This window comes from Polaromonas sp. YR568 (assembly GCF_900116715.1).
Taxonomy (GTDB): Bacteria; Pseudomonadota; Gammaproteobacteria; order Burkholderiales; family Burkholderiaceae_C; genus Polaromonas.
In genome coordinates this window covers 149,860-173,745 of record NZ_FPBM01000009.1, presented here as the reverse complement: position 1 = coordinate 173,745, position 23,886 = coordinate 149,860, and the positions used below count along the sequence as shown (strand labels likewise).

The 23,886-nt window shown below is 63.1% G+C and carries 23 protein-coding genes; 5 read left to right on the top strand and 18 right to left on the bottom strand.

The genetic code is table 11. The annotated features are described in order from the left end of the window. Position 1 precedes the first annotated feature (1 nt). The 4 genes from BM408_RS18210 to BM408_RS18195 all read left to right on the top strand — a co-directional run bounded on the left by BM408_RS18210 (position 2) and on the right by BM408_RS18195 (position 2,887). Positions 2–784, top strand: a complete 783-nt coding sequence (locus tag BM408_RS18210; RefSeq protein WP_092131626.1) for an SDR family oxidoreductase — start codon at positions 2–4, stop codon at positions 782–784. A 112-nt stretch (positions 785–896) separates the two neighbouring features. Then, positions 897–1,547: a LysE family translocator gene (locus BM408_RS18205; RefSeq protein WP_092131624.1), complete on the top strand. Its 651-nt coding sequence runs from the start codon at positions 897–899 to the stop codon at positions 1,545–1,547. A gap of 3 nt (positions 1,548–1,550) precedes the next feature. Next, positions 1,551–2,453: a DMT family transporter gene (locus BM408_RS18200; protein WP_092131622.1), complete on the top strand. Its 903-nt coding sequence runs from the start codon at positions 1,551–1,553 to the stop codon at positions 2,451–2,453. 14 nt (positions 2,454–2,467) lie between these two features. Then, positions 2,468–2,887, top strand: a complete 420-nt coding sequence (locus BM408_RS18195) for an acyl-CoA thioesterase (protein ID WP_092131621.1) — start codon at positions 2,468–2,470, stop codon at positions 2,885–2,887. Positions 2,888–3,037: 150 nt separating this feature from the next. Here BM408_RS18195 and BM408_RS18190 read toward each other — a convergent pair whose 3' ends face one another. After that, positions 3,038–3,940: a metal-dependent hydrolase gene (locus BM408_RS18190; RefSeq protein ID WP_092131619.1), complete on the bottom strand. Its 903-nt coding sequence runs from the start codon at positions 3,938–3,940 to the stop codon at positions 3,038–3,040. 141 nt (positions 3,941–4,081) lie between these two features. Between BM408_RS18190 and BM408_RS18185 the strand changes: the two genes are divergently transcribed. Continuing rightward, on the top strand, positions 4,082–4,681 hold the full coding sequence (locus BM408_RS18185) for a TetR/AcrR family transcriptional regulator (RefSeq protein WP_254774868.1): 600 nt from the start codon (positions 4,082–4,084) through the stop codon (positions 4,679–4,681). Positions 4,682–4,700: 19 nt separating this feature from the next. Here BM408_RS18185 and BM408_RS18180 read toward each other — a convergent pair whose 3' ends face one another. The 17 genes from BM408_RS18180 to gltA all read right to left on the bottom strand — a co-directional run bounded on the left by BM408_RS18180 (position 4,701) and on the right by gltA (position 23,863). Next, on the bottom strand, positions 4,701–5,300 hold the full coding sequence (locus tag BM408_RS18180) for a peroxidase-related enzyme (RefSeq protein WP_092131616.1): 600 nt from the start codon (positions 5,298–5,300) through the stop codon (positions 4,701–4,703). Between the two features lie 64 nt (positions 5,301–5,364). After that, positions 5,365–5,892, bottom strand: coding sequence for a YgjP-like metallopeptidase domain-containing protein (locus BM408_RS18175; protein WP_092131614.1), 528 nt, complete (start codon positions 5,890–5,892; stop codon positions 5,365–5,367). 35 nt (positions 5,893–5,927) lie between these two features. After that, complete coding sequence (lysS, locus tag BM408_RS18170) at positions 5,928–7,487, bottom strand: lysine--tRNA ligase (RefSeq protein ID WP_092131732.1); 1,560 nt, start codon at positions 7,485–7,487, stop codon at positions 5,928–5,930. Positions 7,488–7,574: 87 nt separating this feature from the next. After that, positions 7,575–8,237 carry an LON peptidase substrate-binding domain-containing protein gene (locus BM408_RS18165; protein WP_092131612.1) on the bottom strand — a complete coding sequence of 221 codons (663 nt, stop codon included), beginning with the start codon at positions 8,235–8,237 and terminating at the stop codon, positions 7,575–7,577. Positions 8,238–8,364: 127 nt separating this feature from the next. After that, positions 8,365–9,237 carry an acetyl-CoA carboxylase, carboxyltransferase subunit beta gene (accD, locus tag BM408_RS18160; RefSeq protein ID WP_092131730.1) on the bottom strand — a complete coding sequence of 291 codons (873 nt, stop codon included), beginning with the start codon at positions 9,235–9,237 and terminating at the stop codon, positions 8,365–8,367. Between the two features lie 123 nt (positions 9,238–9,360). After that, on the bottom strand, positions 9,361–10,179 hold the full coding sequence (gene trpA / locus BM408_RS18155) for a tryptophan synthase subunit alpha (protein WP_092131610.1): 819 nt from the start codon (positions 10,177–10,179) through the stop codon (positions 9,361–9,363). Continuing rightward, a complete protein-coding gene (gene trpB, locus BM408_RS18150; RefSeq protein ID WP_092131609.1) occupies positions 10,176–11,435 on the bottom strand; it encodes a tryptophan synthase subunit beta in 1,260 nt (419 codons plus the stop codon). Before trpB ends, trpA begins: the two co-directional genes overlap by 4 nt. After that, positions 11,413–12,231: a phosphoribosylanthranilate isomerase gene (locus tag BM408_RS18145; RefSeq protein WP_371327028.1), complete on the bottom strand. Its 819-nt coding sequence runs from the start codon at positions 12,229–12,231 to the stop codon at positions 11,413–11,415. The genes trpB and BM408_RS18145 overlap by 23 nt, the downstream gene beginning before the upstream one ends. Then, positions 12,219–13,013: a tRNA pseudouridine(38-40) synthase TruA gene (truA, locus tag BM408_RS18140; RefSeq protein WP_092131605.1), complete on the bottom strand. Its 795-nt coding sequence runs from the start codon at positions 13,011–13,013 to the stop codon at positions 12,219–12,221. Before truA ends, BM408_RS18145 begins: the two co-directional genes overlap by 13 nt. Positions 13,014–13,062: 49 nt before the next feature. Continuing rightward, entirely contained in the window at positions 13,063–15,762 is a 2,700-nt protein-coding gene (locus BM408_RS18135) for a FimV/HubP family polar landmark protein (RefSeq protein ID WP_092131603.1), read from the bottom strand. A gap of 253 nt (positions 15,763–16,015) precedes the next feature. Continuing rightward, a complete protein-coding gene (asd, locus tag BM408_RS18130; RefSeq protein ID WP_092131601.1) occupies positions 16,016–17,155 on the bottom strand; it encodes an aspartate-semialdehyde dehydrogenase in 1,140 nt (379 codons plus the stop codon). Positions 17,156–17,438: 283 nt separating this feature from the next. Next, complete coding sequence (gene leuB, locus BM408_RS18125; RefSeq protein WP_092131599.1) at positions 17,439–18,509, bottom strand: 3-isopropylmalate dehydrogenase; 1,071 nt, start codon at positions 18,507–18,509, stop codon at positions 17,439–17,441. Further along, positions 18,506–19,093, bottom strand: coding sequence for a hypothetical protein (locus tag BM408_RS18120; protein ID WP_092131598.1), 588 nt, complete (start codon positions 19,091–19,093; stop codon positions 18,506–18,508). The genes leuB and BM408_RS18120 overlap by 4 nt, the downstream gene beginning before the upstream one ends. Continuing rightward, on the bottom strand, positions 19,093–19,743 hold the full coding sequence (gene leuD, locus BM408_RS18115) for a 3-isopropylmalate dehydratase small subunit (RefSeq protein ID WP_092131596.1): 651 nt from the start codon (positions 19,741–19,743) through the stop codon (positions 19,093–19,095). The genes BM408_RS18120 and leuD overlap by 1 nt, the downstream gene beginning before the upstream one ends. 11 nt (positions 19,744–19,754) lie before the next feature. After that, positions 19,755–21,176, bottom strand: coding sequence for a 3-isopropylmalate dehydratase large subunit (gene leuC, locus BM408_RS18110; protein ID WP_092131594.1), 1,422 nt, complete (start codon positions 21,174–21,176; stop codon positions 19,755–19,757). 74 nt (positions 21,177–21,250) lie between these two features. Further along, entirely contained in the window at positions 21,251–22,252 is a 1,002-nt protein-coding gene (locus BM408_RS18105; protein WP_092131592.1) for a LysR family transcriptional regulator, read from the bottom strand. Positions 22,253–22,552: 300 nt separating this feature from the next. Further along, positions 22,553–23,863 carry a citrate synthase gene (gltA, locus tag BM408_RS18095; protein ID WP_092131588.1) on the bottom strand — a complete coding sequence of 437 codons (1,311 nt, stop codon included), beginning with the start codon at positions 23,861–23,863 and terminating at the stop codon, positions 22,553–22,555. Positions 23,864–23,886 lie beyond the last annotated feature (23 nt).

The window sequence follows — 23,886 nt, the reverse complement described above, 5'->3', positions numbered from 1 at the left end:
AATGGCTTACAGCTTGGATCTCTCGGGGCGTGTCGCCCTCGTGACCGGTGCATCGGGCGGGCTCGGTGCGCAGTTTGCCAAAACGCTGAGCCAGGCAGGCGCGGCCGTGGTGCTGGCCAGCCGCCGGCTGGACAAGCTCAAGGATCTGCGCGCGCAGATTGAAGCGGCAGGCGGCGACGCGCATGTGGTGGAGCTCGACGTGACCGACCACGCCAGCATCAAGGCCGGGGTGGCGCATGCCGAAACCGAAGTCGGGCCCATCGACATCCTCGTCAATAACTCGGGCGTGAGCACCACGCAGCGCATTCAGGATGTGGGCGAAGAAGACTACGACTTCATCTTCAATACCAACGTCAAGGGAGCCTTCTTTGTGGCGCAGGAAGTCGGCAAGCGCATGCTGGCCCGCTCACGCGGCGCCGCGCCGGGCAGCTATGCCGGCGGGCGCATCATCAATATCGCATCGATGGCGGGGCTGCGCGTGTTGCCGCAAATCGGCGTGTATTGCATGAGCAAAGCCGCCGTGGTGCAGATGACCAAGGCGATGGCGCTGGAGTGGGGCAAGTTCGGCATCAACGTCAATGCGATTTGCCCCGGTTATATCGACACCGAGATCAACCACCACCACTGGGAAACCGAGCAGGGCAAGAAGCTGGTGCAGATGCTGCCGCGCAAGCGCGTAGGCAAACCGGAAGACCTGGATGCCCTGCTCATCATGCTGGCCAGCGGTGAGAGCCATTTTGTCAATGGCGCCGTGATTGCGGCCGACGACGGCTTCGGCGCCTGAGCCAATTCAGCGGCCTGCAGAAAACGCCGGCGCGTGGCAAAGTTAGCTCTTCGCGTTTTTCGCGTCTTTCCCGCATTCCCGTTTTTACTTTCCTGATTTCGGAGACTTGAACATGTTGGAGTCTGTATTGCCTTACCTCGGCCCGATAGGCCTGATTCTTCTGGCGCTGCTTGCGGGTGTTGTGAGTCCTGGCCCCAGTTTTGTGCAGGTGGCGCGTATTGCCGTCTCGCGTTCGCGCGCAGATGGTCTGGCTGCTGCGGTCGGCATGGGCCTGGGCGCGTTGGTGTTTGCCATGCTGGCGCTGGCTGGCTTGCAGGCGCTGCTGGCTGCTTTGCCTGGCGTCTACATGGCCTTGAAGATTGTGGGCGGCCTTTACCTGATGTGGATGGCCTTCAATATCTGGCGCGGTGCGCGCCAGCCGCTGGAGATGGGCGCTGCCGGTGAGGGTGTTTCACGCCAGACGGTGTGGCAGTCGTTTCGCCTGGGCCTGGTCACGCAGCTGAGCAACCCAAAAATTGTGGTGGTCTACAGCAGCGTGTTTGCGGCCTTGCTGCCTGCGCAGTTTCCGCTGCCGGCCGCGCTGCTGGTGCTGGCGGGTGTGCTGGTGATGGAGACGGGCTGGTACGCTGTGGTGGCGCTGGTGTTGTCATCCACCGTGCCGCGCGCGGCCTATCTGCGCAGCAAGGCCCTGGTCGACCGCGTGGCCGCGGGCGCCATGGGCTTGCTTGGCCTGCGCCTGGTTGCCACTGCGCACGTTGCCTGACGCATGCTGACGGGCATTCTGGCCGGCCTCGCGGCGGGAGCGCTGTGGGGCCTGGTGTTTGTTGCGCCGCGCATGGTCGAGATGGGCCCGGGTGCTTATTCGTCGATTGACCTCACGGCGGGGCGCTTTGCCGTATACGGCGTGCTGGCTGCGCTGGTGATGCTGGTCGGCATGCGCAGCCGCCGCCTGCCTACGCTGCGCCAGGCCTGGGCCGCGTTGGTGATGAGTGTGCTGGGCTTTAGCGGCTACTACCTGCTGCTGGTGCTGGCCATACGCGATGCGGGCACCGAAGTGCCTTCATTGGTGATTGGCACCATCCCGATCTGGGTGATGCTGCTGGGCAAGCCACAGGGTTTGCGCTGGGCCGCGTTATTGCCGGGGCTGGCGCTCACGCTGGCGGGGCTGGCGCTGATGATGGGCTCCACGCACGAGGCAGGGCAGGGCGCTGCCACGCATTTCTGGCGCGGCATGCTCTTCGTGTCGGCTTCGTTGGTGTGCTGGACGGCGTTTGCCATCGTCAACTCCGCCTGGCTCAAGCGTCACCCCGAAGTCAATGCCACCGATTGGGCCAACTGGCTGGGCGTGGCCACCGGCCTGGGCGCGCTGCTGATGTGTCTGGTGGCCGGCTCGGACATCAACGTGTTGGCCGTGCGCGAGGACCGCTGGATGTTTGTGCTGCTCTGCGTGATCGCGGGTGTGGGTTCCACCTGGCTGGCCACCATTTTGTGGAACATGGCCAGCCAGCGCCTCAGCGCCAGCCTGTGCGGGCAGCTCATCGTGAGCGAGACGATTTTTGCCTTGCTCTATTCTTTTGCCTGGGACGGCCGCTGGCCGACGCTGGTGCAACTTACCGCCTGTGTGTTGTTCACGCTGGGCATTCTGGCTTCCATCAGGGCGCATCGCTAAGTAATTCATTCATTATGAAAATCGAAATTCCCGAAAAGAAAAAGCTGGTCCGCGAGATGGTGATCCCCATCCGCTGGGGCGACATGGACGCCATGGGTCATCTCAACAACGGCAGCTACTTCCGTTACCTCGAAACCATACGCATCGACTGGATGTATGCCATCGGCTGCAAACCCGACCCCAAGGGCGAAGGCCCCGTCATCGTCAACGCCTTTTGCAACTTCTACAAGCAGCTTGAATACCCGGGTGATGTGCTGATGAAGATGTATGTGAGCGACCCGGGCCGCAGCACCTTTGAGAGCTGGGCGACCATGGAGCGGGTGGATGCGCCCGGCGTGATCTGCGCTGCGGGCGGCGCCACCACCATCTGGGTGGACTTTCCGGCGCAGAAATCCAGGCCCTTGCCGGACTGGATGCGCAAGATCGTCGAGTAAGAGTCGCTAAAAATCTCTTGCTCCCTCGCCCTCTGGGAGAGGGCAGGGGTGAGGGTCGCGGCCTGTGCATGGAGCGGCGGAATGTTGATCCGCCGCTGAGCCCTCACCCCAACCCTCTCCCAGGGGGAGAGGGAGAAAAACAGAGCAGCCTCAGCGCACCACGCGAAAGCTTTTTTCGTTGTCCTTCAGCCAGCGCTGGGCAATTCCCCGGGTTTGCTGTTCAGGCGCCGTATAGGCCTCCTGGTCCGGATGAAAGTCGCGCCTGAAGTAGGCCAGCAAGGGCCCGGTCACATGCCAGATGGCGCCGTTGCGGCCCCAGAAGTATTTCAGCGCACCCCACCAGGTGCCGGGCTTGAACAGCGTGCCGTCATGCCAGAGGTTGAGCACCGTCTGCCGGCCCGAATCAAATGAAAACACCAGCAGGGCGTAGATGTACCAGCGGACGCGCCACGCATAGTTGCCCTGCATGGCGTTGTAGAGGTCATAGGCCACCGCGCGGTGCTCGGTTTCTTCGGCCGCGTGCCAGCGCCACAGCATCTGCATTTTCGGCTCGGCCTTGTCCAGCGTGGTGTCATGGCGCAGCATGAAGTCCGCCAGCACGGCGGTGAGGTGTTCATACGCGGCCGTCACGGCCAGCATATGGCGCGGGCTGACGTTTCTGGAATGCGCAAACTCGATGCGCGCCGTGGCCCAGTGCTGCCACCGGTTGACCAGGCCCTGCTTTTCAAGGTGCGCGTTGTAGAGCCCATGGATATGGCGGTGCGTGGCCTCCTGGCCGATGAACTGCGCGGCGGCTTCGTGCAGCAGTGCATGCTCGGGTGTGCGGGGCAGCAGCTTCGCGCAGTCGCGTACCGCATCGATAAAAGACTGCTCGCCGACCGGAAAACTCATAGACAGCGCGTTGTGGTACTGGCTTAAGAACGCATCCCCGCCGTGCCAGTGGCGCTCAAAGCCCTGGCTCAGGTCCAGCTCCAGTTTGCGCACCGTCAGGCCCGAAGGGCTGGCCGATGTGGTGGCGTCAGAGACTGCGGCGGATGTAGCGAGGGGTGTCATCGGTATGCATTCAGGCCTTGCACAAAGACCCGTTAATGAGCATTATTCAGTTTTGAGTCCAGCCCCACAACTCGCCTATTGCTCAGTTTTCACACCATGACCCTGCCCGGCGCGCCTTCTGGCCCTTCCCCCTCTGACAGCATGCGAAAACTGCCCATGCAGGACCGCGCCCAGCGCACCATAGAGACGATTTTTCAGGCCACTGCTCAGATTGTGGAAAGCGAAGGCGAGGCCGGCCTGACGACCAACAAGGTCGCCAAAAAAGCCGGCTTCTCGATCGGCACGCTGTACCAGTACTTTCCCAGCAAAGAGGCCATCCTGCTGGCCATGATCAACCGCGAGCGGCGGCGCGTGCTGGATGAACTTCAGGCGCTGATGAAGCGTGCCGTGCTGGAGCGCCGCGATGCCAACTCGGCGGTGCGCGAGCTGGTGCACACATTGGTCGAGTCTTTCGGCAGCGGCCCCAAACACAAGCGCGCCATGATCCGCTTGGCCTGGCGCATGGACCACCATGAAAACATCACGCAGGCGCTGCGCGAGGCCTCCGAGCGCAATGCGTTTGCGCTGTCGCAGCTGGGCGACCCGACCTTGCGGGCGCCCACGCCGGCGTTGATGTTTGTGGCCACGCGCGCGGTAATGGGCGCAATCCGCAGCGCTTCGCTGGAAGATTCGCCGCTGCTGGGCACGCCCGAATTTGAGGATGAGCTGGTGCGTATGGTGCTGGGCGTGATCAGGGCCTGATCACGCCCAGCAGCACCCGTCAGGCGGGCTTGGGCGGCTTGGGCACGCGGCCCATCAGATAGAACTCGGGATTGGGCTGCATGTTGCTGAAGCTGGCCATGCGGTTGGAAAGGCCAAAGAAGGCCGTGATCGCCGCGATATCCCAGGCGTCTTCATCGTCAAAGCCGTGGCCGTACAGCGCTTCAAAGTCGGCGTCTTCGATCTGGTCGGCCTGCAGGCAGACCTTCATTGCAAAGTCGAGCATGGCGCGCTGGCGCGGCGTGATGTCGGCCTTGCGGTAATTCACCGCCACCTGGTCGGCCACCAGCGGCTTCTTTTCATAAATGCGCAGAATGGCGCCGTGCGCCACCACGCAGTAAAGGCAGTTGTTGGCCGCGCTGGTGGTGGTGACGATCATCTCGCGTTCGCCCTTGGTCAGCGTGCCGTTCGGGTTGGAGCCTTCTTCCTTGAGCATCAGCGCATCGTGGTAAGCAAAGAAGGCGCGCCACTCGGCGGGCCGGCGCGCCAGGGCCAAAAACACGTTGGGCACAAAGCCGGCTTTTTCCTGCACCTCCAGGACTTTGGCCTTGATGTCGTCGGGCAGGTCTTTGAGTTCCGGGGCGGGGTAGCGGATGGGCATGGCCTTGTCTCCTTCTTGTGGCTTCCTGTGGCGATCAGTGTTGGGCAATGATACGGCCCCCGCTTTAACCGGCCCCGGGCCACTCCAGCTTTCCCACCTCATCCATGTGTGTGAGGTAGACCCGCAAATCAAATTCGTACTGGTGGTACTGCGGCTCCATGTGCGTGCACAGCTGGTAGAAGGCCTTGTCGTGCGCCTTCTCCTTGATGTGCGCCAGCTCATGCACCGCGATCATGCGCAAAAACTCCGCGGGCACATCCTTGAACAAGGTGGCGACGCGGATCTCGCGTTTGGCTTTGAGTTTGCTGCCCTGCACGCGCGAGACTGCCGTGTGCGTACCCAGTGCATGGGCGATCACATGGAGTTTGCTGTCGAAGGCGACCTTGGAGAGCGGCTCCGAGTTGCGCAGGAAGTCGTTCTTCAGGCCCATCACGTACTCGTACAAGGCCTTGTCGGTTCGCACGCCATGGGCCTGGGGGTATTTGGCGAGCAGTACCTCGCCCAACCGGCCCCGGTCGAGCAACTGCTGAACCTGAACCCGCAGGTTGTCCGGGTAACCGGCGAGGTATTTCAAGGGGACGACACTGGCCATGAGAGATTCAGGCCGAGTGCCTCACCGATCGTGCTTCAGACCTCGCGGCGCAGCGCGGGGAAGAGAATGACGTCACGAATGCTGGCGCTATCGGTCAGCAGCATCATCAGGCGGTCAATGCCCACGCCGCAGCCGCCGGTGGGGGGCATGCCGTATTCGAGGGCGCGCACAAAGTCGTGGTCATAAAACATGGCTTCGTCGTCGCCGCTGTCTTTGGCGGCCACTTGCGCGTTGAAGCGGGCGGCCTGCTCTTCGGCGTCGTTCAGCTCGCTGAAGCCGTTGCCGAACTCGCGGCCGGTGATGTACAGCTCAAAGCGCTCGGTGACTTCAGGGCGGGTGTCGTTGGCGCGGGCCAGCGGCGAAATCTCCGTCGGGTGTTCCATGATGAAGGTCGGCTGCCAGAGCTTTTCTTCGACCAACTCCTCGAAATACAGCACCTGCAGGCTGGCCAGCGAGCGTGTGGAGAGGCGGTCTTTTTCCTCGTTCATGCCCAGCTTGCGCAGCGCGTTGGTCAGCCAGACGGCATCGTCGACATGTTCGCCGGCTTCGGTGTGCTTGAGGATGGCTTCGCGGATCGTGAGGCGCGCAAAGGGTTTGGCGAGGTCGACTTTTTCTTCCTTGCCGCCGTAGCTCAGTTGCAGCGTGCCCGCAGCCTTTTGCGCCGCATCGCGGATCAGCGCTTCGGTGAAGTCCATCAGGTCGTTGTAGTCCCAGTAGGCCGCGTAGAACTCCATCATGGTGAATTCGGGGTTGTGCCGTACCGAGATGCCTTCGTTGCGATAGCTGCGGTTGATCTCGAAGACGCGGTCAAATCCGCCGACGATCAGGCGCTTGAGATAAAGCTCAGGCGCGATGCGCAGGAACATCTCCTGGTCCAGCGCGTTGTGGTGTGTCTTGAAGGGCTTGGCGTTGGCGCCGCCCGGGATGGGGTGCAGCATCGGGGTTTCGACTTCGAGGAAGTCGTGACTGACCATGAACTCGCGGATCGAGCTGACGGCCTTGCTGCGGGCGGTGAAGCGCTTGCGGGCCTGCTCGTCGGTGATCAGGTCCACATAACGCTGGCGGTATTTCTGCTCCTGGTCGGCCATGCCGTAAAAATCGCCCGGCAGGGGGCGCAGGCTTTTGGTCAGCAGGCGGATGCTGGTGGCGTGGATGGAGAGCTCGCCGGTTTTGGTCTTGAAGACCTTGCCTTCTGCCGCGACGATGTCGCCCAGGTCCCAGTGTTTAAACGCGGCGTAGAGTTCTTCACCGATCTCGTCGCGCGTGAGGAAAATCTGGATGCGCCCGGTGCTGTCTTGCAGGGTCGCAAAACTCGCCTTGCCCATCACACGCTTGAGCATCATGCGGCCGGCGATCTTGGCGGGAATGGCTTCGGCGGCCAGCGCCTCACCGTCTTTGGCATCGTGGGCGGCGTGCAGCTTGCCCGCATGGTCGGCCGGCTTGAAGTCGTTCGGGAAGGCCACGCCTTTGCCGTCTGCCTGGTTCTGGCGCAAGACCTTGAGCTTTTCGCGGCGCTCGGCGATCAACTTGTTGTCGTCTTGCGGTACGGGGGGGGCGCTGCCTGCGGCGGGGGGCGTGTTCGGCTCGTTGGACATAAGGTCAAGGTTTCCGGAAAAGGTCGAAAAAGTGTCGGGCGCCTTGCCCACCAGGGGTGGGGCCTGAAAAGCGCCGAATTGCCGATTTTAAAGCGCGATGCCGGTGCGCTCGAGGATGTCGCTCACCAGCTCCAGCCGCATCAGGGGGTTGTCCAGTTCCATCAGGCGCTGTTTAAGCTCCAGCGGAATCGGCAGCAGCTCGCACCAGCGGTTGGACACCCAGCCGCAATCGTCCAGGCGGTAGGGCGCCAGCAGCGGCATCTGGGCCTGGGGTATGTCGCGCACCTGCAGGCTTTTGATCAGCCTGCCCAGCGCATCGGCAGTGCCCTGCAGGTCGGGCGGAATGGCGACAGCCTGGTCGTCTTCGAGCCGCGTGACGTCGGCAATCCACAGGCCGTGCTTGAGCTTTTCGCGGCGCGAGATTTCAAAGCGCTGCGCACCGGTGCAGCGGATGACCATCAGGCCCGGCTGGGGGATGGAAAACTCGGTGATGGTGGCCAGGGTGCCCACGGTGTTGAAGGCCTCGTTGGCAAACCCGTCGCCCGTGGGGACGCCGGCATCGGCGGGCCGGCGCACTTCGGAGCCTTCGGTGAGCGAGACCACGCCGAAGGGCGCGCCAGCCTTGTGGCATTTGCCGATCATGTCGAGGTAGCGGACCTCAAAGATGCGCAGCGGCAGCACGCCGCCGGGGTACAGGACGGCACCCAGCGGGAAGAGGGGAAGGGAGCTCAGCGTCAAGGCTTCGGGCATGGTCTCATCGTGCTTTGGAGTGCCGTGAACCACATCATCCCATGTGACCCGAGCGGTGAACTTCTCGTGCGTCTAATACGCCTTGCTTCAGGGGCTTTTGAAGGTCTTTTCAGGATTCGCCGGTATTTCAGCTGACGGCATCGGCCGGCTGGCGCAGCAGCATGGCCAGGGAGTTGGCCACGGTCTTGCGTAGTTCCCGGCGGTCGCAGATCAGGTCGACCGCGCCTTTGGTCTGCAGGAACTCGGCGCGCTGGAAGCCTTCAGGCAGCGTCACGCGCACGGTGGACTCGATCACACGCGGGCCGGCAAAGCCGATCAGGGCCTTGGGCTCGGCGATCACGATGTCGCCCACAAAGGCAAAGCCGGCGCTCACACCGCCCATGGTCGGGTCGGTCAGCACGCTGATGTAGGGCAGGCCCTTTTTGGCCAGGCGGGTCAGGGCCGCATTGGTTTTGGCCATCTGCATCAGGCTGAGCAGGCCTTCCTGCATGCGCGCGCCGCCGGTGGCGGTAAAGCAGATGAAAGGCACTTTTTGTTCGATGGCCGCGTGTACGCCGCGTACAAAGCGCTCGCCCACCACGCTGCCCATGCTGCCGCCCATGAAGTCGAACTCAAAGCAGGCGACCACCACACCGATGCTGTGCACGGCGCCGCCCATCACCACCAGGGCGTCGGTTTCCTGGGTGTTCTCAAGCGCTTCTTTCAGGCGTTCGGGGTATTTGCGGCTGTCCTTGAACTTCAGGGCGTCGACGGGCAGCACTTCCTGGCCCAGTTCATAACGGCCTTCCGGATCCAGAAAAGCGTCCAGCCGGGCGCGGGCGCCTATGCGATGGTGGTGGCTGCACTGCGGGCAGACGTTCTGGTTTTTCTCCAGATCGGTCTTGTAGAGCACGGCTTCGCAGCTGGGGCATTTGATCCACAGGCCTTCGGGCACGCTGCGGCGCTCGGTCGGGTCGGTGGGGCTGATTTTGGGCGGGAGGAGTTTTTCTAACCAAGACATGTGTGTCAGTCCTTGTGTATCGGGCAGCGCCTGGGCGCCTGTCGCTTCAATGCCTTTTGGGCTTTTGCCGGGCGAAAAGCGCAATTATGCGCCGGTTTCACCCCGCAAAAGAGGCATCGAAAGTCAGCCTAAAGCAGTACGGATTTCCCTCAAAAAATCATGCGCAACCGCTGCTACCTTGTCACGCGGCTGGTTTTCAATCAGCTGGATGATCTTGCTGCCGATCACCACCGCATCGGCCACCTTGCCGATGGCCTTGGCCGTGGCGGCATCGCGGATGCCGAAGCCCACGCCCACCGGTACGTTCACGTGCTTGCGGATGCGCGGCAGCATGGCTTCCACGGCGTCCACGTCCAGCGTGCCGGCACCTGTGACGCCCTTGAGCGAGACGTAGTACACATAGCCGCTGGCGACTTGCGCCACCTGGGCCATGCGGGCGTCGGTGCTGGTGGGGGCCAGCAAAAAGATCAAATCCATGCCATGGGCGCGCAGCCGGGCGGCAAATTCGACGCATTCTTCAGGCGGGTAGTCGACGATGAGCACGCCGTCCACGCCGGCCTGTGCGGCGTCGCGGATGAAAGCGCTCTCGGTTTTGCTGCCGCCGTGCTTGATGTCGTAGCGCTCGACCGGGTTGGCGTAGCCCATCAGCACCACGGGCGTGGCGCTGTCTTTGGTGCGGAACTGGCGCACCATCTCCAGCACCTGCGCCAGGCCTATGCCAAAAGACAAGGCTTTTTCGCCGGCCTTCTGGATCACGGGGCCGTCGGCGCTGGGGTCGGAAAAGGGCACGCCCAGCTCGATCACATCGGCGCCGCCGGCCACCATGCTGTGCATCAGCTCGGGGGTGACATCGGCAAAGGGAAAGCCCGCCGTGACATAGGGAATGAGGGCTTTGCGGCCGTGGCTTTTCAGCGTGGAGAAGGTGGAGGCAATGCGGCTCATGACGTTTCCTTGCTTGCGCCCTTGACGGAGAGGCCGCGCATCGAAGGCCGGTCGTAAAAATCGGCGCCTGAAAGGTCAGCCACGGTGCCGATGTCCTTGTCGCCCCGGCCCGAGAGGTTGACGAGCAGGCTCTGGTCCGGGCGCATGCTGCGGGCCATCTTCATGGCGCAGGCCACCGCGTGGCTGGATTCAAGCGCCGGGATGATGCCCTCGGTGCGGCACAGGTAGTGAAAGGCTTCCAGCGCCTCGGTGTCGGTGATGCCGACGTATTCGGCGCGGCCGATGTCCTTGAGGAATGCATGCTCGGGCCCGACGCCAGGGTAATCAAGACCCGCGCTGATGCTGTGCGTCTCGGTGACCTGGCCGTCCTCGTTTTGCAGCACATAGGTGCGGTTGCCGTGCAGCACGCCGGGCAGGCCCCGCTGCAGCGACGCTGAGTGTTTGCCGCTGTCCAGGCCTTCACCGGCGGCCTCGACGCCGATCAGGCGGGTTTTGGCGTGCTGGATATAGGGGTGGAAGATGCCCATGGCATTGCTGCCGCCGCCCACGCAGGCAATCACCGCGTCGGGCTGCTTGTTGCCGATGAATTCCGGCATCTGCTGCAGGCATTCGGCGCCGATCACGCTCTGGAAGTCGCGAACCATCATGGGGTAGGGGTGCGGGCCCGCCACGGTGCCGATGATGTAGAAGGTGTTGTCCACGTTGGCGACCCAGTCGCGCATGGCTTCGTTGAGCGCGTCTTTGAGTGTCTTGCTGCCGCTTTCGACCGGCACCACGGTGGCGCCCAGCAGGTTCATGCGGTAGACGTTGGGGCTTTGGCGCTTGACGTCTTCGCTGCCCATGTAGACCACGCATTCGAGGCCGTAGCGCGCGCAGATGGTGGCGGTGGCCACGCCGTGCTGGCCGGCGCCGGTTTCGGCGATGACGCGCGGCTTGCCCATGCGGCGCGCCAGCATGGCTTGCCCGATGGTGTTGTTGATCTTGTGCGCGCCGGTGTGGTTCAGGTCTTCGCGCTTGAGGTAAATCTGCGCGCCGCCCTGTTCACGGCTCATGCGCGCGGCGTGGTAGATCGGGGAAGGACGGCCTACAAAATGCGCCAGCTCGGAATGGAATTCAGCGAGGAACTCCGGGTCGTGCTGGTATTTGGCGTAAGCGTCTTTGAGCTCGTTGATGGCGTGGGTCAGTGTTTCTGAAACAAAACTGCCGCCGTAAATTCCGAAATGGCCTGAAACGTCAGGCTGGTGGTACTCGTACATGGTTGGGACTCTTTGCAAGGAGTTCGTCGGCGGCGCGCACGGCCGCGACAAACTGGTTGATCTTGTCGGCGCTTTTGATTCCCTTGGAAATCTCGACGCCGGAACTGACATCAACGGCCAGCGTTGTGCAACGCGGCCTGACTTGCAAAATGCCATCGATCACGTTTGCAGGCGTCAATCCACCAGACAAAACGAGGTGAGCGTTGACGTTTGGAGGAAGAAGTGACCAATTGAATGTTTTCCCGCCGCCGCCGTAACCTTCGATATGAGCGTCGAGCAGGATGGCTTGTGCGGCTTTGAAGTCCTGAGCGTATTTTACGAGATCAAAGCGGACAGGGGCCGCCGGCGTGGTTTCTGTGGGGCTTTCATCCAGTGGAACGCGTGCCGCCCGCATAAAGGGCCGGCCGGCCTCCAGGCAGGCTTGCGGCGTCTCGTCACCGTGAAATTGCAGCAAAGCCGTTGGTACATGGGCGCAGGCAGCTACGATTTTTGTAGCGGGCGCGTTGACGAAGAGCAGCACCGGTGTGACAAAAGGCGGCAGGCGGCGGGCCAGCTCGCCGGCGCGCTCGGCCGTCACATATCGCGGGCTGGCCTCGTACATCACAAAGCCGACCGCATCGACGCCGGCGGCCACGGCTGCGTCTACGTCTTCCTCACGGGTGAGGCCGCAGATCTTGATTCGGGTGCGGGTGGCGGGTAATTCGCCGCCGGGCCGCCCCAAGGCGAATTCGGCCCCCTCGGGGGGCAACGAACCACGCGCAGCGGGGAGTGTGGGGGCTATTTTCATGGAAGCCAATCATAGGCGGCTGTGCGATTTGGGAGGCCATAGTGGTCTTCGTAGACGGGGCCCAGGAAATACAGGCCATCCGGCGAAAAAGTGGGCGCTGCGACATCCCGGCTGCGGGCGTCCCTCACCTCGGCCAGCCAGCCGGGTGGGTAGTTGCCCTGGCCCACGGCTACCAGGCAACCCATGATGTTGCGGATCATGTGGTGCAAAAAGGCATTGGCCTCGAACTCAAAGCGCCAGTATTTGGAGCCTGTACCGGCGCGCTCGGAAATATCGATCCGGCTGATGGTTTTGACGGGCGATTTGGCCTGGCACTGCGCGGCCCGGAAGGAGCTGAAGTCATGCTCGCCGATGAGGTGGGTGATGGCCTGCCGCATGGCGGCGCCGTCCAGCGGCCGGTAGACCCAGCCGACGCGCCCGGCTTCAACGCTGGGGCGCACGGGTGATTCGAGCACCACATAGGCATAGCGGCGCGCAATGGCGCTGCCGCGGCAATGAAACTCGTCGGGAACTTCGCGCGCCCACTGAACGGCAATGTCGCTGGGCAAGAAAGTATTGGTACCGCGCACCCATGAGGCAATGTCGCGCTGCAGGGTAGTGTCGAAGTGCACGACCTGCATCAGCGCGTGCACACCGGCGTCGGTGCGCCCGCAGCAGAGGGTGCGGATGGGCTGGGCGGCAAACTTTGCCAACGCCAGCTCCAGCTTGTCTTGCACCGTGTTGCCCGAGAGCTGGCTTTGCCAGCCCTCATAGGCAGTGCCGCTGTAGCTGACGCCGAGTGCAATCCTCACGGTTGAACCCGGGCCGGCGCGCAGTGAACGCTGTGCGTTCAGGCTGCGCTCAAGACAGGGCGTTCAGGAACGCCTGCGCCTTGACTTTCAGGGGGCCGCTGGCTTCGGCCAGCACTTCTTCGGCCAGCGACCGGGCGCCGTCCGTGTCACCCAGCGAACGGAACTCTTCAGCCAGCAGGAACTTGGTTTCCAGCGGGCCGTCGGCGGAAGGCGAAGCTTCCACGGCGAGAGCCGGGCTTTCGGTCGTCGGGCCGTTCAGGTCCAGCGACAGTGAGCCGAGGTCAAACTCCAGCAGGCCGCTGTCGGCGGCGGGGGCCGGCGCAGGCGCCGCCTTTGCTGCAGCCACCGGCTTGGGTGGTGGCGTGAAGGGTTCGGGTGTGAAGTTCAGGCCCTCGAAGGCAACGTCGGGTTCAGGCGCCTCGGCAGGCTTGGCTGCGGGTGCGGCCGTGGGGGGCAGCGCAACGGTGGCGCTTCCGAAGTCCATCTCCATGACGGGGGCGGCTGGCTGGGGCTTCATCGCCACCGTAGGCTCAGGCGGCCGTGGGGCCGGTGCTGGCGCCGGGGGCGGTGCTGATATCGCTGCCGCGCTTGTGTCGGGTTCGTCGCCGAGCGAGAAGTCCAGGTCCAGGTCGACGTCCACGGAGGGCGCTGCCGGCGTTGGTGCGATGGGGGCGGGCTGCGTGTTCATCGCCAGCGTGCCGCCGGGGTTGAACGTCGCACCGGCAGGCTGGCCGCCGGGCTGGTACATCGGGTTGGCGGGGTCAAGCTCACGGCCCATCTCGGTGATGTAGGCCCACTCAGGGCCGTTGCCGTGGGTGAGGTTGAAGGCCTCGACAGCGACCGTTTCAAAAGCTTTGCTGTCGCGGCGCTTGGCGTAGATTTCCATCAGCTTGGCATGGATGGCCACGCGCATCGGGCTGGTGCGCATGGCTTCCTTGAGGATTTCCTCAGCTTGCAAGTCACGTCCGTAAGCCAGGTACACATCGGCTTCGGCTACTGGGTCGACGTCGCCAGCGGCGTCTAGCTGACTAGGCGAGTACACCAGAGAAGAGCCCGTGACGTTGCTCTCATTGGTGTCTATGCGCTGGCCGCCGCTGGCGCCGAAAAAAGAATCTGGTTGCAGTCTGCTTTCGAGAAAGGAACTGTCGACCTGGGCTGAGCTGCCGCGCTGGCGGTAGCGGTAGAAACCGAAACCGGCCAGGAGCAGCAAGATGCCGCCGGCGATGGGCAGCAGCAACGGGTTCTCGAGCAACTCGTCGACCAGGCTGGGTTCAGGCGGTGGTGGCGTGACGGCGGGCTTCTTGGGCGCCGCTGGCGCTGCCGGTGCCGCAGCAACCGGTGCTGGTGCGGCTTCGCTGGCCACAGCGGCCGGTTGGGGCGCAGCAGCCGGGGCTGCTGCGCTGCTGGCGGCTTGCACAGCGGGAGCCGCCGCTGCTGCCGAAGCGACGGCGGCTGGGGCCGGTGCTGGCACGGCGACGGGCACCGCAGGGGTTACGGGGGTTGCGGGGGCGGCAGCTGCCGGTGCAGCCGCTGCGGCCGGGGTGGCGGCGACGCTGGCGGGCGCGGGAACCGCTACGCCTGGCGTCTTGGCGGCGGTAGCCGCCGGCGCTGGCGCTGCTGCGGAAGGTGCGCCGCCCAGCTTGTTGAGGTCGTTGATGTTTTTGGACAGCTCAGCCACCCGCGCGGAGGCTTCCTTGGCCTGCCTTTCTTTGGCGATCTTGTCTTCGGTGGCCGAAGCAGCCTTGCCCTGGACGGCACCCTTGGATAGGGTCAGCTTGTCGGGCGTGGCGCTGGCCGGTGCGCGGTCTTCGACCTTGGCCTGCACTTTGCCGCCGGCCTGGCGGTCGGCGCCGGCAGTTTGCGTGGCCGGCACGCTCTCGGCGAGTTTGCGGCGGAAGTTGTTGAAGTCCTTGCTTTGGGCAACGATGGTCTGGCTGGCTTCGCTGGAGGAAATGGCGCTGGCCGTTTCCGCGCTTGGAATGTCCAGCACCGCACCGGATTTGACCCGGTTGACGTTGCCGCCTATGAAGGCATCCGGGTTGCTTCTGAGCAGTGCCACCAGCATCTGGTCCAGAGACACGCTGGCAGGCTTGTTCTGGGCGGCGATTTTGCCGGCGGTGTCACCGGCCTTGACGGTGACTTGCTTGTCGCCGCCTGCCGGCACTTTTTCAAGGCTGGCGGCTGGGGCTTTGGCCACCGGCGCAGGGCGCGCGGCCGTGCTGGGCGAGTAAGGGATGGAGGCAATGCCTTTGGCCGGCGGCGCCACTGGGGGCAGGGGCCGGGACAGGATGGGGGCCGTTGGGGCTGCTGCGCTGCCTGCGGCGCTGGAGCGCAGCGCGGGCGGGTCAAACAGCATGGTGTAGTCGCGTGTGATGCGGCCGTTCGCCCAGTTGGCCTCGAGGATCAGGTCCACGAAGGGCTCGGTAACGGGTTTGTTGCTGCTCAGCCGCAGATAAGCCCGGCCGTCGGCGCGGCGCTGCAGGCTGACCTCGACGCCCGCGACGACGGAGCCGTATTCCAGCCCTGCCGCCTTGAAGGTGTCGGGAGGCGCTACGCCAGCTTTCAGGCTGGAGGCTTCCTCGGGTTTGATGTCTGCGATGTCAATTTCCGCACGAAGGGGCTCGCCCAGTGCCGATTGAACCGTAATTCGGCCCAGCGCGAGCGCATGGGCTTCCAGACTTGCCAGGCTGCCCAGAAGTGCAATGGCACTCGCCAGGGCGCCGATACGCCAACGACCGCGATTATTCATGGGGTTGTGAGCCTCCAGTGCTCGGTCTGCATGTAACTTTATTCTGCTTAAGCGCACAAAAACCTCGATGCGAATTTTCGAAAAACAACCTTAACATCAAGGCATTAGGCTGACAAGCTAAGACACCACTTAAGTTTTGACACAGCGAGTTAGCGTCAACTTACAAGTTTCGGATGTTGTCTGACGACAACGTCTTGTCACAAGTGGTTACGGGTGAGCGGCTACATGTTGGCAACCACTCACCTGAATTAATTTAAGCCTGCAGCAGGATGCGGAGCATGCGGCGCAGTGGTTCGGCAGCACCCCACAGCAACTGGTCGCCCACCGTGAAGGCGCCCAGGTAGTCGGGGCCCATGGCCAATTTGCGCAGGCGGCCCACCGGAATCTGCATGGTGCCCGTCACAGCCACGGGTGTGAGGTCTTTGATCGACGCTTCACGCGTGTTGGGCACAACCTTGACCCACTCGTTGTCGGCGGCAATCATGGCCTCGATGTCGGCCAGCGGCACGTCTTTCTTCAGCTTGAAGGTCAGCGCCTGGCTATGGCAGCGCATCGCGCCAATACGCACGCAAAAGCCGTCAACCGGGGTTTCGGCCGTGCCGAAGCCGGCGCCCTGGCCGAGGATCTTGTTGGTCTCCGCGCCGCCCTTCCACTCTTCCTTGCTCATTCCATTGCCCAGGTCCTTGTCGATCCAGGGGATCAGCGAGCCGCCCAGCGGCACGCCGAAGTTGGCGGTTTCATCGCCGCTCAGGGATTGCTGTTTGGCCAGCACGCGGCGGTCGATCTCCAGGATGGCCGATTTCGGATCGTCCAGCAGGGCGCGGACTTCGCTGTTGATGGTGCCGTACTGGGTCAGCAGCTCGCGCATGTGCTGCGCGCCGCCGCCGGAGGCTGCCTGGTAGGTCATGCTGGTCATCCATTCGACCAGGCCGGCCTTGTACAGCGCGCCCACGCCCATCAGCATGCAGCTGACGGTGCAGTTGCCGCCAATCCAGTTCTTGCCGCCCTTGGCCATGGCGTTCTGGATCACGGGCAGGTTGACCGGGTCCAGGATGATGATGGCATCGTCATTCATGCGCAGCGTGGAGGCCGCGTCGATCCAGTGGCCCGTCCAGCCGGCTGCGCGCAGCTTGGGGAAGACTTCAGAGGTGTAGTCGCCGCCTTGCGCCGTGATGATGATGTCGCATTTTTTCAGCGCTTCAATGTCAAAGGCGTTCTTCAGCGTGGTTTCGTTTTTGGCCTGGGCGGGGGCTTTGCCGCCGGCATTGGAGGTCGAGAAGAAAACCGGCTCGATCAGGTCGAAGTCGCCTTCGGCCTGCATGCGGTCGATCAGGACCGAGCCGACCATGCCGCGCCAGCCGACGAGCCCTGTGAGATTGCCTTTGAGTTTCATTGCGTTGCCCTTCAAAAAGTCAAAAATAAGGCTTTTTGGCCCGGCTCATCGAGCCGGCAGGGCACGACGAACCAGGCTTGCTAGCCTTTAATGGTGGTCGTTTTGGTGATCTGGGCAAAAACCGGCGCAGCGCTGGTCGCGCGCGAAGCGGCGATCAGGCGGGTGAGTGCGGGGTTTTTGCGCATAGGTCCCGATTGTAGCCAGGCTTGGCTTTACCGGGGCTGACAGCCGCCCAAACCACCGGCAAAACGCCGGTTTTGGGCGGTTTTGCGGTAAAAAAACGTCAGGCCAGTGCTTTAACCACCGCATCGCCCATCTGCACCGTGCCGACCTTGGTCGTGCCTTCGCTGTAGATGTCGGGCGTGCGCAAGCCCTGGCTCAGCACGGCGTCCACGGCTTTTTCGATACGGGCGGCGGCTTCTGGCTGGTTCAGGCTGAAGCGCAGCATCATGGCCGCGCTCAGGATGGTGGCCAGCGGGTTGGCCACGCCTTTGCCGGCGATGTCGGGCGCGCTGCCGTGGCTGGGCTCGTACAGGCCCTGGTTTTTGTCGTTCAGGCTGGCCGAGGGCAGCATGCCGATGGAGCCGGTCAGCATGGCGGCGGCGTCGCTCAGGATGTCGCCGAACATATTGCCGGTAACGACCACGTCAAACTTCTTGGGGGCTTTGACCAGCTGCATGGCGGCGTTGTCCACATACATGTGGTCCAGCGCGACGTCGGGGTACTCTTTTCCGACTTCGGTGACCACGTCTTTCCAGAGCTGGAAGGTTTCCAGCACATTGGCCTTGTCGACGCTGGTGACACGCTTGTCGCGTTTACGGGCAGCCTGGAAGGCGACGTGGGCGATGCGCTCGATCTCGGGGCGCGAGTAGCGCATGGTGTCAAAAGCTTCTTCAGAGCCGGGAAAGTGGCCGTCAGGCGAGACGCGGCGGCCGCGCGGCTGGCCGAAGTAGATGTCGCCGGTCAGCTCGCGGATGATGAGGATGTCCAGGCCGGAGACCAGCTCACGCTTGAGGCTGGAGGCGTCCACCAGCTGGGCGTAGCAGATCGCCGGGCGGAAGTTGGCAAAGAGGCCGAGGTTTTTGCGCAGGCCGAGGATGGCCTGCTCCGGGCGCAGCGGACGGTCCAGCTTGTCGTATTTCCAGTCGCCGACGGCGCCGAAGAGCACGGCGTCCGCCTCTTTGGCGAGCTTGAGTGTGGAATCAGGCAGGGGATGACCGTGAGCCTCGTAGGCGGCGCCGCCGACCAGCGCGCTTTCGGTTTCAAATTTGAGGTCGAGCGCCTTTAAAACCTTGACGGCTTCCGCGACGATTTCGGTGCCGATGCCGTCACCCGGGAGGATTGCAATTTTCATTTTGAGTTTGAGTTGGTTGTCAGAGCGCCGGATTTGACGATCTCGCCGGCGATTTCGGTTGCGAAGCTGGGGAATTTTCCTTCAGCCAGGATGTCATTGGTAATGGGAACGTCAAACCGGCGCTGGAACCTGGCTTCTGTCTTGACCTGCGCGAATCCCGCTTGCTGTGATGCGGACTTGGCGAGGTGCATCAACTGGTACTCAAGAAACAGCGTTTGCGGGTTCGCCGCCACGTCTTTCCCGAACGAGACCTGCAGCAAAAAATTGCAGTCGCAAGCCGCGATGTTGTTGCCAAGCTCTTGCTGGTATTCCGGGTATCTCGACCAGACGACGAACTTGGTGTTGCGCACGCCGGCCTTTCCCAGGGCCTCGGCCATTTGCTCTGCCGCATTTGCGGCGGTTGCCGTATAGAAACGCTGAATCTTCGGGTCGGCAAATCCGGACTGGGTGTGCGAAGCACCGCCCAACACCAGCACGGACGGTGCAGCGCCCTGGCCGTAAACAGCGGTGCTGCCCAGCAAGCCCAAAACCAGCGCGCCGACCCAGCAATGCAGGCCCCGAATAAAGCGACAGGCGGCTTGCATCAACCTGCCACCGTGTGGTTCAGCCACGGTTTGGTTGCCAGGCGCTCGGCTTCAAAGGCCTTGATCTTGTCGCTGTTGCGCAAGGTCAGGCCGATGTCGTCCAGGCCGTTGAGCAGGCAGTACTTGCGAAAAGCCTGCACATCGAACGGCAACTCTTCGCCTTGCGGTTTGACGATGACCTGGCGCTCCAGGTCGACCGTGAGCTGGTAGCCGGGGAAGGCCAGCGCTTCATCGAACAGCTGGGCCACCTGTGCTTCGGGCAGCACGATGGGCAGGAGGCCGTTCTTGAAGCTGTTGTTGAAAAAGATGTCGGCGTAGCTGGGTGCGATGAGGGCGCGAAAGCCGAACTGGTCCAGCGCCCAAGGCGCGTGCTCACGCGAGGAGCCGCAGCCGAAGTTTTTGCGCGCCAGCAAGATGGACGCGCCGGCGTAGCGCGGCTGGTTCAGCACGAAGTCGGGGTTGGGCTTGCGGCTGGCCGGGTCCTGGCCGGGAAAGCCCGGATCCAGGTAGCGCCATTCGTCAAACAGGTTGGGGCCGAAGCCGGTCTTGCGGATCGACTTGAGGAACTGCTTGGGGATGATGGCGTCGGTGTCGACGTTCTCGCGGTCCATCGGGGCGACAAGGCCCTTGTGTACGGTGAATTTCTGCATGGTGCTGCTCTTTAAGAGAATTTGCGGATATCAACGAAATGACCGTGCACCGCCGCAGCGGCAGCCATGGCGGGGCTGACCAGGTGCGTGCGTCCGCCGGCGCCCTGGCGGCCTTCGAAGTTGCGGTTGCTGGTGGAGGCGCAGCGCTCGCCCGGCTCCAGCCGGTCTGCGTTCATGGCCAGGCACATTGAGCAGCCGGGCTCGCGCCATTCAAAGCCGGCGGCTACAAAAATCTTGTCCAGGCCTTCGCGCTCGGCCTGTTCCTTGACGAGGCCGGAACCCGGCACCACCATGGCCAGCTTCACGTTTTTGGCGACCTTCTGGCCGATCTTCTTGATGATGGCGGCGGCTTCGCGCATGTCTTCGATGCGGCTGTTGGTGCAGGAGCCGATGAACACCTTGTCGACGTACAGGTCGTTGAGCGCCTTGCCCGGCTGCAGGCCCATGTAGGTGAGCGCGCGCTCAATGGCGTCGCGCTTGTTGGCGTCTTTTTCCTTGTCGGGGTCGGGCACCCGGTCATTGATCGACAACACCATTTCGGGCGAGGTGCCCCAGGTGACTTGCGGCAGGATCTGGCCGGCGTCAAGCTCGACCAAGGCGTCGAATTTCGCGTCGGCGTCGGAGGTCAGCGTGTTCCAGTATTTGACGGCCATGTCCCATTCGACGCCGGTGGGCGAGAGCAAACGGCCTTTGACGTAGTCGATGGTTTTCTGGTCGACGGCCACGAGGCCGGCGCGCGCGCCGCCTTCAATCGCCATGTTGCAGACCGTCATGCGGCCTTCCATGCTGAGTGCGCGGATTGCCGCGCCGGCAAATTCAATCGTGTAGCCGGTGCCGCCTGCCGTGCCGATCTTGCCGATGATGGCCAGCACGATGTCTTTGGCGGTGAGTCCGGGGGCCAGCTTGCCCTCGACCTTTACGAGCATGTTTTTGGCTTTTTTGGCCAGCAGGGTTTGTGTGGCCATCACGTGCTCGACCTCGCTGGTGCCTATGCCATGCGCCAGGGCGCCGAAAGCGCCGTGGGTGGAGGTGTGCGAGTCGCCGCAGACAACGGTCATGCCGGGCAGGGTGGCGCCGTTTTCAGGGCCGATGACATGCACGATGCCCTGGCGCTTGGACATGAAAGGAAAGAACGCCGCAGCGCCGAATTCCTTGATGTTGCTGTCCAGGGTGGTGATCTGCTCTTTGCTCACCAGGTCGGTGATGCCGTCGTAGCCCAGCTCCCAGCCGGTGGTGGGCGTGTTGTGGTCGGCGGTGGCGACGATGGAGCTGATGCGCCAGACCTTGCGGCCGGCCTCGCGCAGGCCTTCAAAAGCCTGCGGGCTGGTGACTTCGTGCACCAGGTGGCGGTCGATGTAGAGGATGGAGGTGCCGTCTTCTTCGGTATGAACGACGTGCTCGTCCCAGATTTTGTCGTAGAGGGTGCGTCCCATGGTTTTCTTTCGTGGTCTCTTGTTGTGGCGGCAGCTTGCCGCTGTTCGTCTGGCTGTGGTCGTGGTGGGTGATTCTAGGCGGCTGCCCGGGCGGGGGCGGCTGCGTTTTTGGCGGGCTTGGCTGGCGCGGTACGGGGTAGCGCCGCCTGCATGGCCGCTTGCGTCGTGGGCAGCGTGAGGTGCTCTACCAGCAGCCGTGCAGTCAAGGGCAAGGTAGAGAAATCGCGCGCCACCAGCTGGATCTGGCGCTCGGCCCAGGCGTCCAGCAGCGGCACGGATTCGAGTTCGCCGACGCCGTGCATAAGCTCAAAGGCGCGCTGCGGCATCACACCCACGCCCAGGCCGTTGTGGATCATGCGGCACATGGCGTCCAGGCCTGTGACGTGGATGCGCAGCTTGATGGTGCGGCCCAGCCGGGCGGCGGCCTCGCGCATCGCCAGGTAGATCGAGCTGTTGGAGTGCAGGCCGACCTGGTCGTAATCCAGCGCGGCTTCAAATTTGATAGCGCCTTGCGCGCACAGCGCATGGCCTCTGGGCGCAATCAGCACCAGTTTGTCGTTGCGGTAGGGCAGCACCTGCAGGTCGCCCGCACCGTCGGCGGTGTTGCAGATGCCCAGGTCGGCCGCGCCTTCCTGCACCGCACGGACAACTTCGGTGCTCAGGTGTTCTTCCAGGTCGATCTTGATGCCGGAATGTTCGCGGGTGAAGGCGCCCAGGTCTTCCGGCAAAAACTGCACGATGGCCGAAATGCTGGCGTGCACGCGCACATGGCCGCGCACGCCGTCGGCGTATTCGCTGAGCTCGCTCTGCATCTTCTCGAGGCTGAACAGCACCGAGCGTGCATGGTGCAGCAGGCTTTCGCCGGCGGGCGTCAGGTCAACACCGCGGGTGTGGCGGTAGAGCAGCGGCGTGTCCAGCGTGGCTTCGAGGTCGCTCAGGCGTTTGCTGACGGCCGAGGCGGCGATGAATTCGCGCTCGGCCGCCTTGCCGATGCTGCCCAGCTCGCACACGGCCACAAAGAGCTGAAGCGAGGTCAGGTCGATGCGGCGGGCAAAGTTGCGTTCTGAGCTTTTCATGGTGTGGGGTATCACGTCATCGCGTTAGACGACGGTGAAACGCTATTTTGCTACCAGGAGTATGGTTTTGTCATCGCAATACACGATGACCAGCTTGCCGATGGGCGTTTTCAGCTGAGGGGGCCAGGTTTGGAGGCACTTTTGGGGCTCCAGACCAATAAAGACGAGCGTAAGCAGCTATTAAAAATATAGCAGGCAGTTGCTGGGCCCGCAGGAGCGCTGAAGCCGTTGAAAGAGCTTGGGACGTAAAAAAGCCCGCCGGTGTCGCCACCGGCGGGCTTTGCGTGAACGCGGGGCGGCTTAGCGCTTGGCCAGCGGCATGACCTGGCGGGTCGTGGAGCCGGTGAACAGCTGGCGTGGGCGGCCGATCTTGTACTCAGGGTCGCCGATCATTTCGTTGAGCTGGGCGATCCAGCCGACGGTGCGGGCCAGGGCGAACACAGCGGTGAACAGCGGCACGGGGATGCCGATGGCGCGCTGAACGATGCCGGAGTAGAAGTCGACGTTGGGGTAGAGCTTGCGCGAGACGAAGTAGTCGTCTTCGAGGGCGATCTTTTCCAGGGCCATGGCGAGCTTGAAGAGCGGGTCGTTTTCCAGGCCCATTTCTTTCAGCACTTCCTTGCAGGTTTCCTGCATGAGCTTGGCGCGCGGGTCGTAGTTTTTGTAGACGCGGTGACCAAAGCCCATCAGCTTGACGCCGGAGCTCTTGTCTTTGACCTGCTTGATGAACTCGCCGATTTTCTCGACGCCGCCTTGCTTCTGGATGTCGCCCAGCATGTTGAGGGCTGCTTCGTTGGCGCCGCCGTGGGCAGGGCCCCAGAGGCAGGCCACACCGGCTGCAATCGCCGCGAACGGGTTGGTGCCGGACGAGCCGCACAGGCGCACGGTGGAGGTCGAGGCGTTTTGCTCGTGGTCTGCGTGCAGCATGAAGATGCGGTCCAGGGCGCGTTCGAGCACCGGGTTGACCTTGTACTCTTCGCACGGCGTGGCGAACATCATGTGCAGGAAGTTGCCGGCGTAGCTCAGGTTGTTCTTGGGGTACATGTAGGGCTGGCCCACGGTGTACTTGTAAGCCATGGCGACCAGTGTCGGCATCTTGGCGATCAGGCGGATGGCCGAGATGTCGCGGTGCTCGGGGTTCGTGATGTCGGTGCTGTCGTGGTAGAAGGCCGACAGGGCGCCGACCAGGCCGGTCATGATGGCCATAGGGTGCGCGTCACGGCGAAAGCCACGCAGGAAAAACTGCATCTGCTCGTTGACCATGGTGTGGTTGGTCACGCGGCTGACGAAGTCCGTCTTCTGGTCGGCGTTGGGCAACTCTCCGTACAGCAACAGGTGGCAGGTTTCCATGTAGTCGCAGTTGGTGGCCAGCTGCTCGATGGGGTAGCCGCGGTACAGCAGCTCGCCCTTGTCGCCGTCGATATAGGTGATGGCCGACTGGCAGGACGCGGTGGACAGGAAACCGGGGTCATACGTGAACATGCCGGTCTGGCCGTAGAGCTTGCGGATGTCGACGACGTCCGGACCGACATTGCCCTGGTACACCGGCAGTTCGATGCTGGGACTGCCGTTGCTGAAGGACAGGGTGGCTTTGTTGTCAGCTAGCTTCATTTCTTGCTTCTTTCTTTCGTATC

Excerpts from the sequence above, each read along its gene's own strand:
- trpB (WP_092131609.1), bottom strand. The coding sequence starts at position 11,435 with ATGTACGAGTACCACCAGCCTGACGTTTCAGGCCATTTCGGAATTTAC.
- gltA (WP_092131588.1), bottom strand. The coding sequence starts at position 23,863 with ATGAAGCTAGCTGACAACAAAGCCACCCTGTCCTTCAGCAACGGCAGT.
- BM408_RS18120 (WP_092131598.1), bottom strand. The coding sequence starts at position 19,093 with ATGCAAGCCGCCTGTCGCTTTATTCGGGGCCTGCATTGCTGGGTCGGC.
- BM408_RS18205 (WP_092131624.1), top strand. The coding sequence starts at position 897 with ATGTTGGAGTCTGTATTGCCTTACCTCGGCCCGATAGGCCTGATTCTT.
- BM408_RS18135 (WP_092131603.1), bottom strand. The coding sequence starts at position 15,762 with ATGAATAATCGCGGTCGTTGGCGTATCGGCGCCCTGGCGAGTGCCATT.
- BM408_RS18200 (WP_092131622.1), top strand. The coding sequence starts at position 1,551 with ATGCTGACGGGCATTCTGGCCGGCCTCGCGGCGGGAGCGCTGTGGGGC.
- BM408_RS18190 (WP_092131619.1), bottom strand. The coding sequence starts at position 3,940 with ATGACACCCCTCGCTACATCCGCCGCAGTCTCTGACGCCACCACATCG.
- BM408_RS18210 (WP_092131626.1), top strand. The coding sequence starts at position 2 with ATGGCTTACAGCTTGGATCTCTCGGGGCGTGTCGCCCTCGTGACCGGT.
- BM408_RS18180 (WP_092131616.1), bottom strand. The coding sequence starts at position 5,300 with ATGCCCATCCGCTACCCCGCCCCGGAACTCAAAGACCTGCCCGACGAC.
- leuB (WP_092131599.1), bottom strand. The coding sequence starts at position 18,509 with ATGAAAATTGCAATCCTCCCGGGTGACGGCATCGGCACCGAAATCGTC.
- BM408_RS18185 (WP_254774868.1), top strand. The coding sequence starts at position 4,082 with ATGCGAAAACTGCCCATGCAGGACCGCGCCCAGCGCACCATAGAGACG.
- BM408_RS18165 (WP_092131612.1), bottom strand. The coding sequence starts at position 8,237 with ATGCCCGAAGCCTTGACGCTGAGCTCCCTTCCCCTCTTCCCGCTGGGT.
- lysS (WP_092131732.1), bottom strand. The coding sequence starts at position 7,487 with ATGTCCAACGAGCCGAACACGCCCCCCGCCGCAGGCAGCGCCCCCCCC.
- accD (WP_092131730.1), bottom strand. The coding sequence starts at position 9,237 with ATGTCTTGGTTAGAAAAACTCCTCCCGCCCAAAATCAGCCCCACCGAC.
- trpA (WP_092131610.1), bottom strand. The coding sequence starts at position 10,179 with ATGAGCCGCATTGCCTCCACCTTCTCCACGCTGAAAAGCCACGGCCGC.
- BM408_RS18195 (WP_092131621.1), top strand. The coding sequence starts at position 2,468 with ATGAAAATCGAAATTCCCGAAAAGAAAAAGCTGGTCCGCGAGATGGTG.
- asd (WP_092131601.1), bottom strand. The coding sequence starts at position 17,155 with ATGAAACTCAAAGGCAATCTCACAGGGCTCGTCGGCTGGCGCGGCATG.
- BM408_RS18105 (WP_092131592.1), bottom strand. The coding sequence starts at position 22,252 with ATGAAAAGCTCAGAACGCAACTTTGCCCGCCGCATCGACCTGACCTCG.
- BM408_RS18175 (WP_092131614.1), bottom strand. The coding sequence starts at position 5,892 with ATGGCCAGTGTCGTCCCCTTGAAATACCTCGCCGGTTACCCGGACAAC.
- leuD (WP_092131596.1), bottom strand. The coding sequence starts at position 19,743 with ATGCAGAAATTCACCGTACACAAGGGCCTTGTCGCCCCGATGGACCGC.
- leuC (WP_092131594.1), bottom strand. The coding sequence starts at position 21,176 with ATGGGACGCACCCTCTACGACAAAATCTGGGACGAGCACGTCGTTCAT.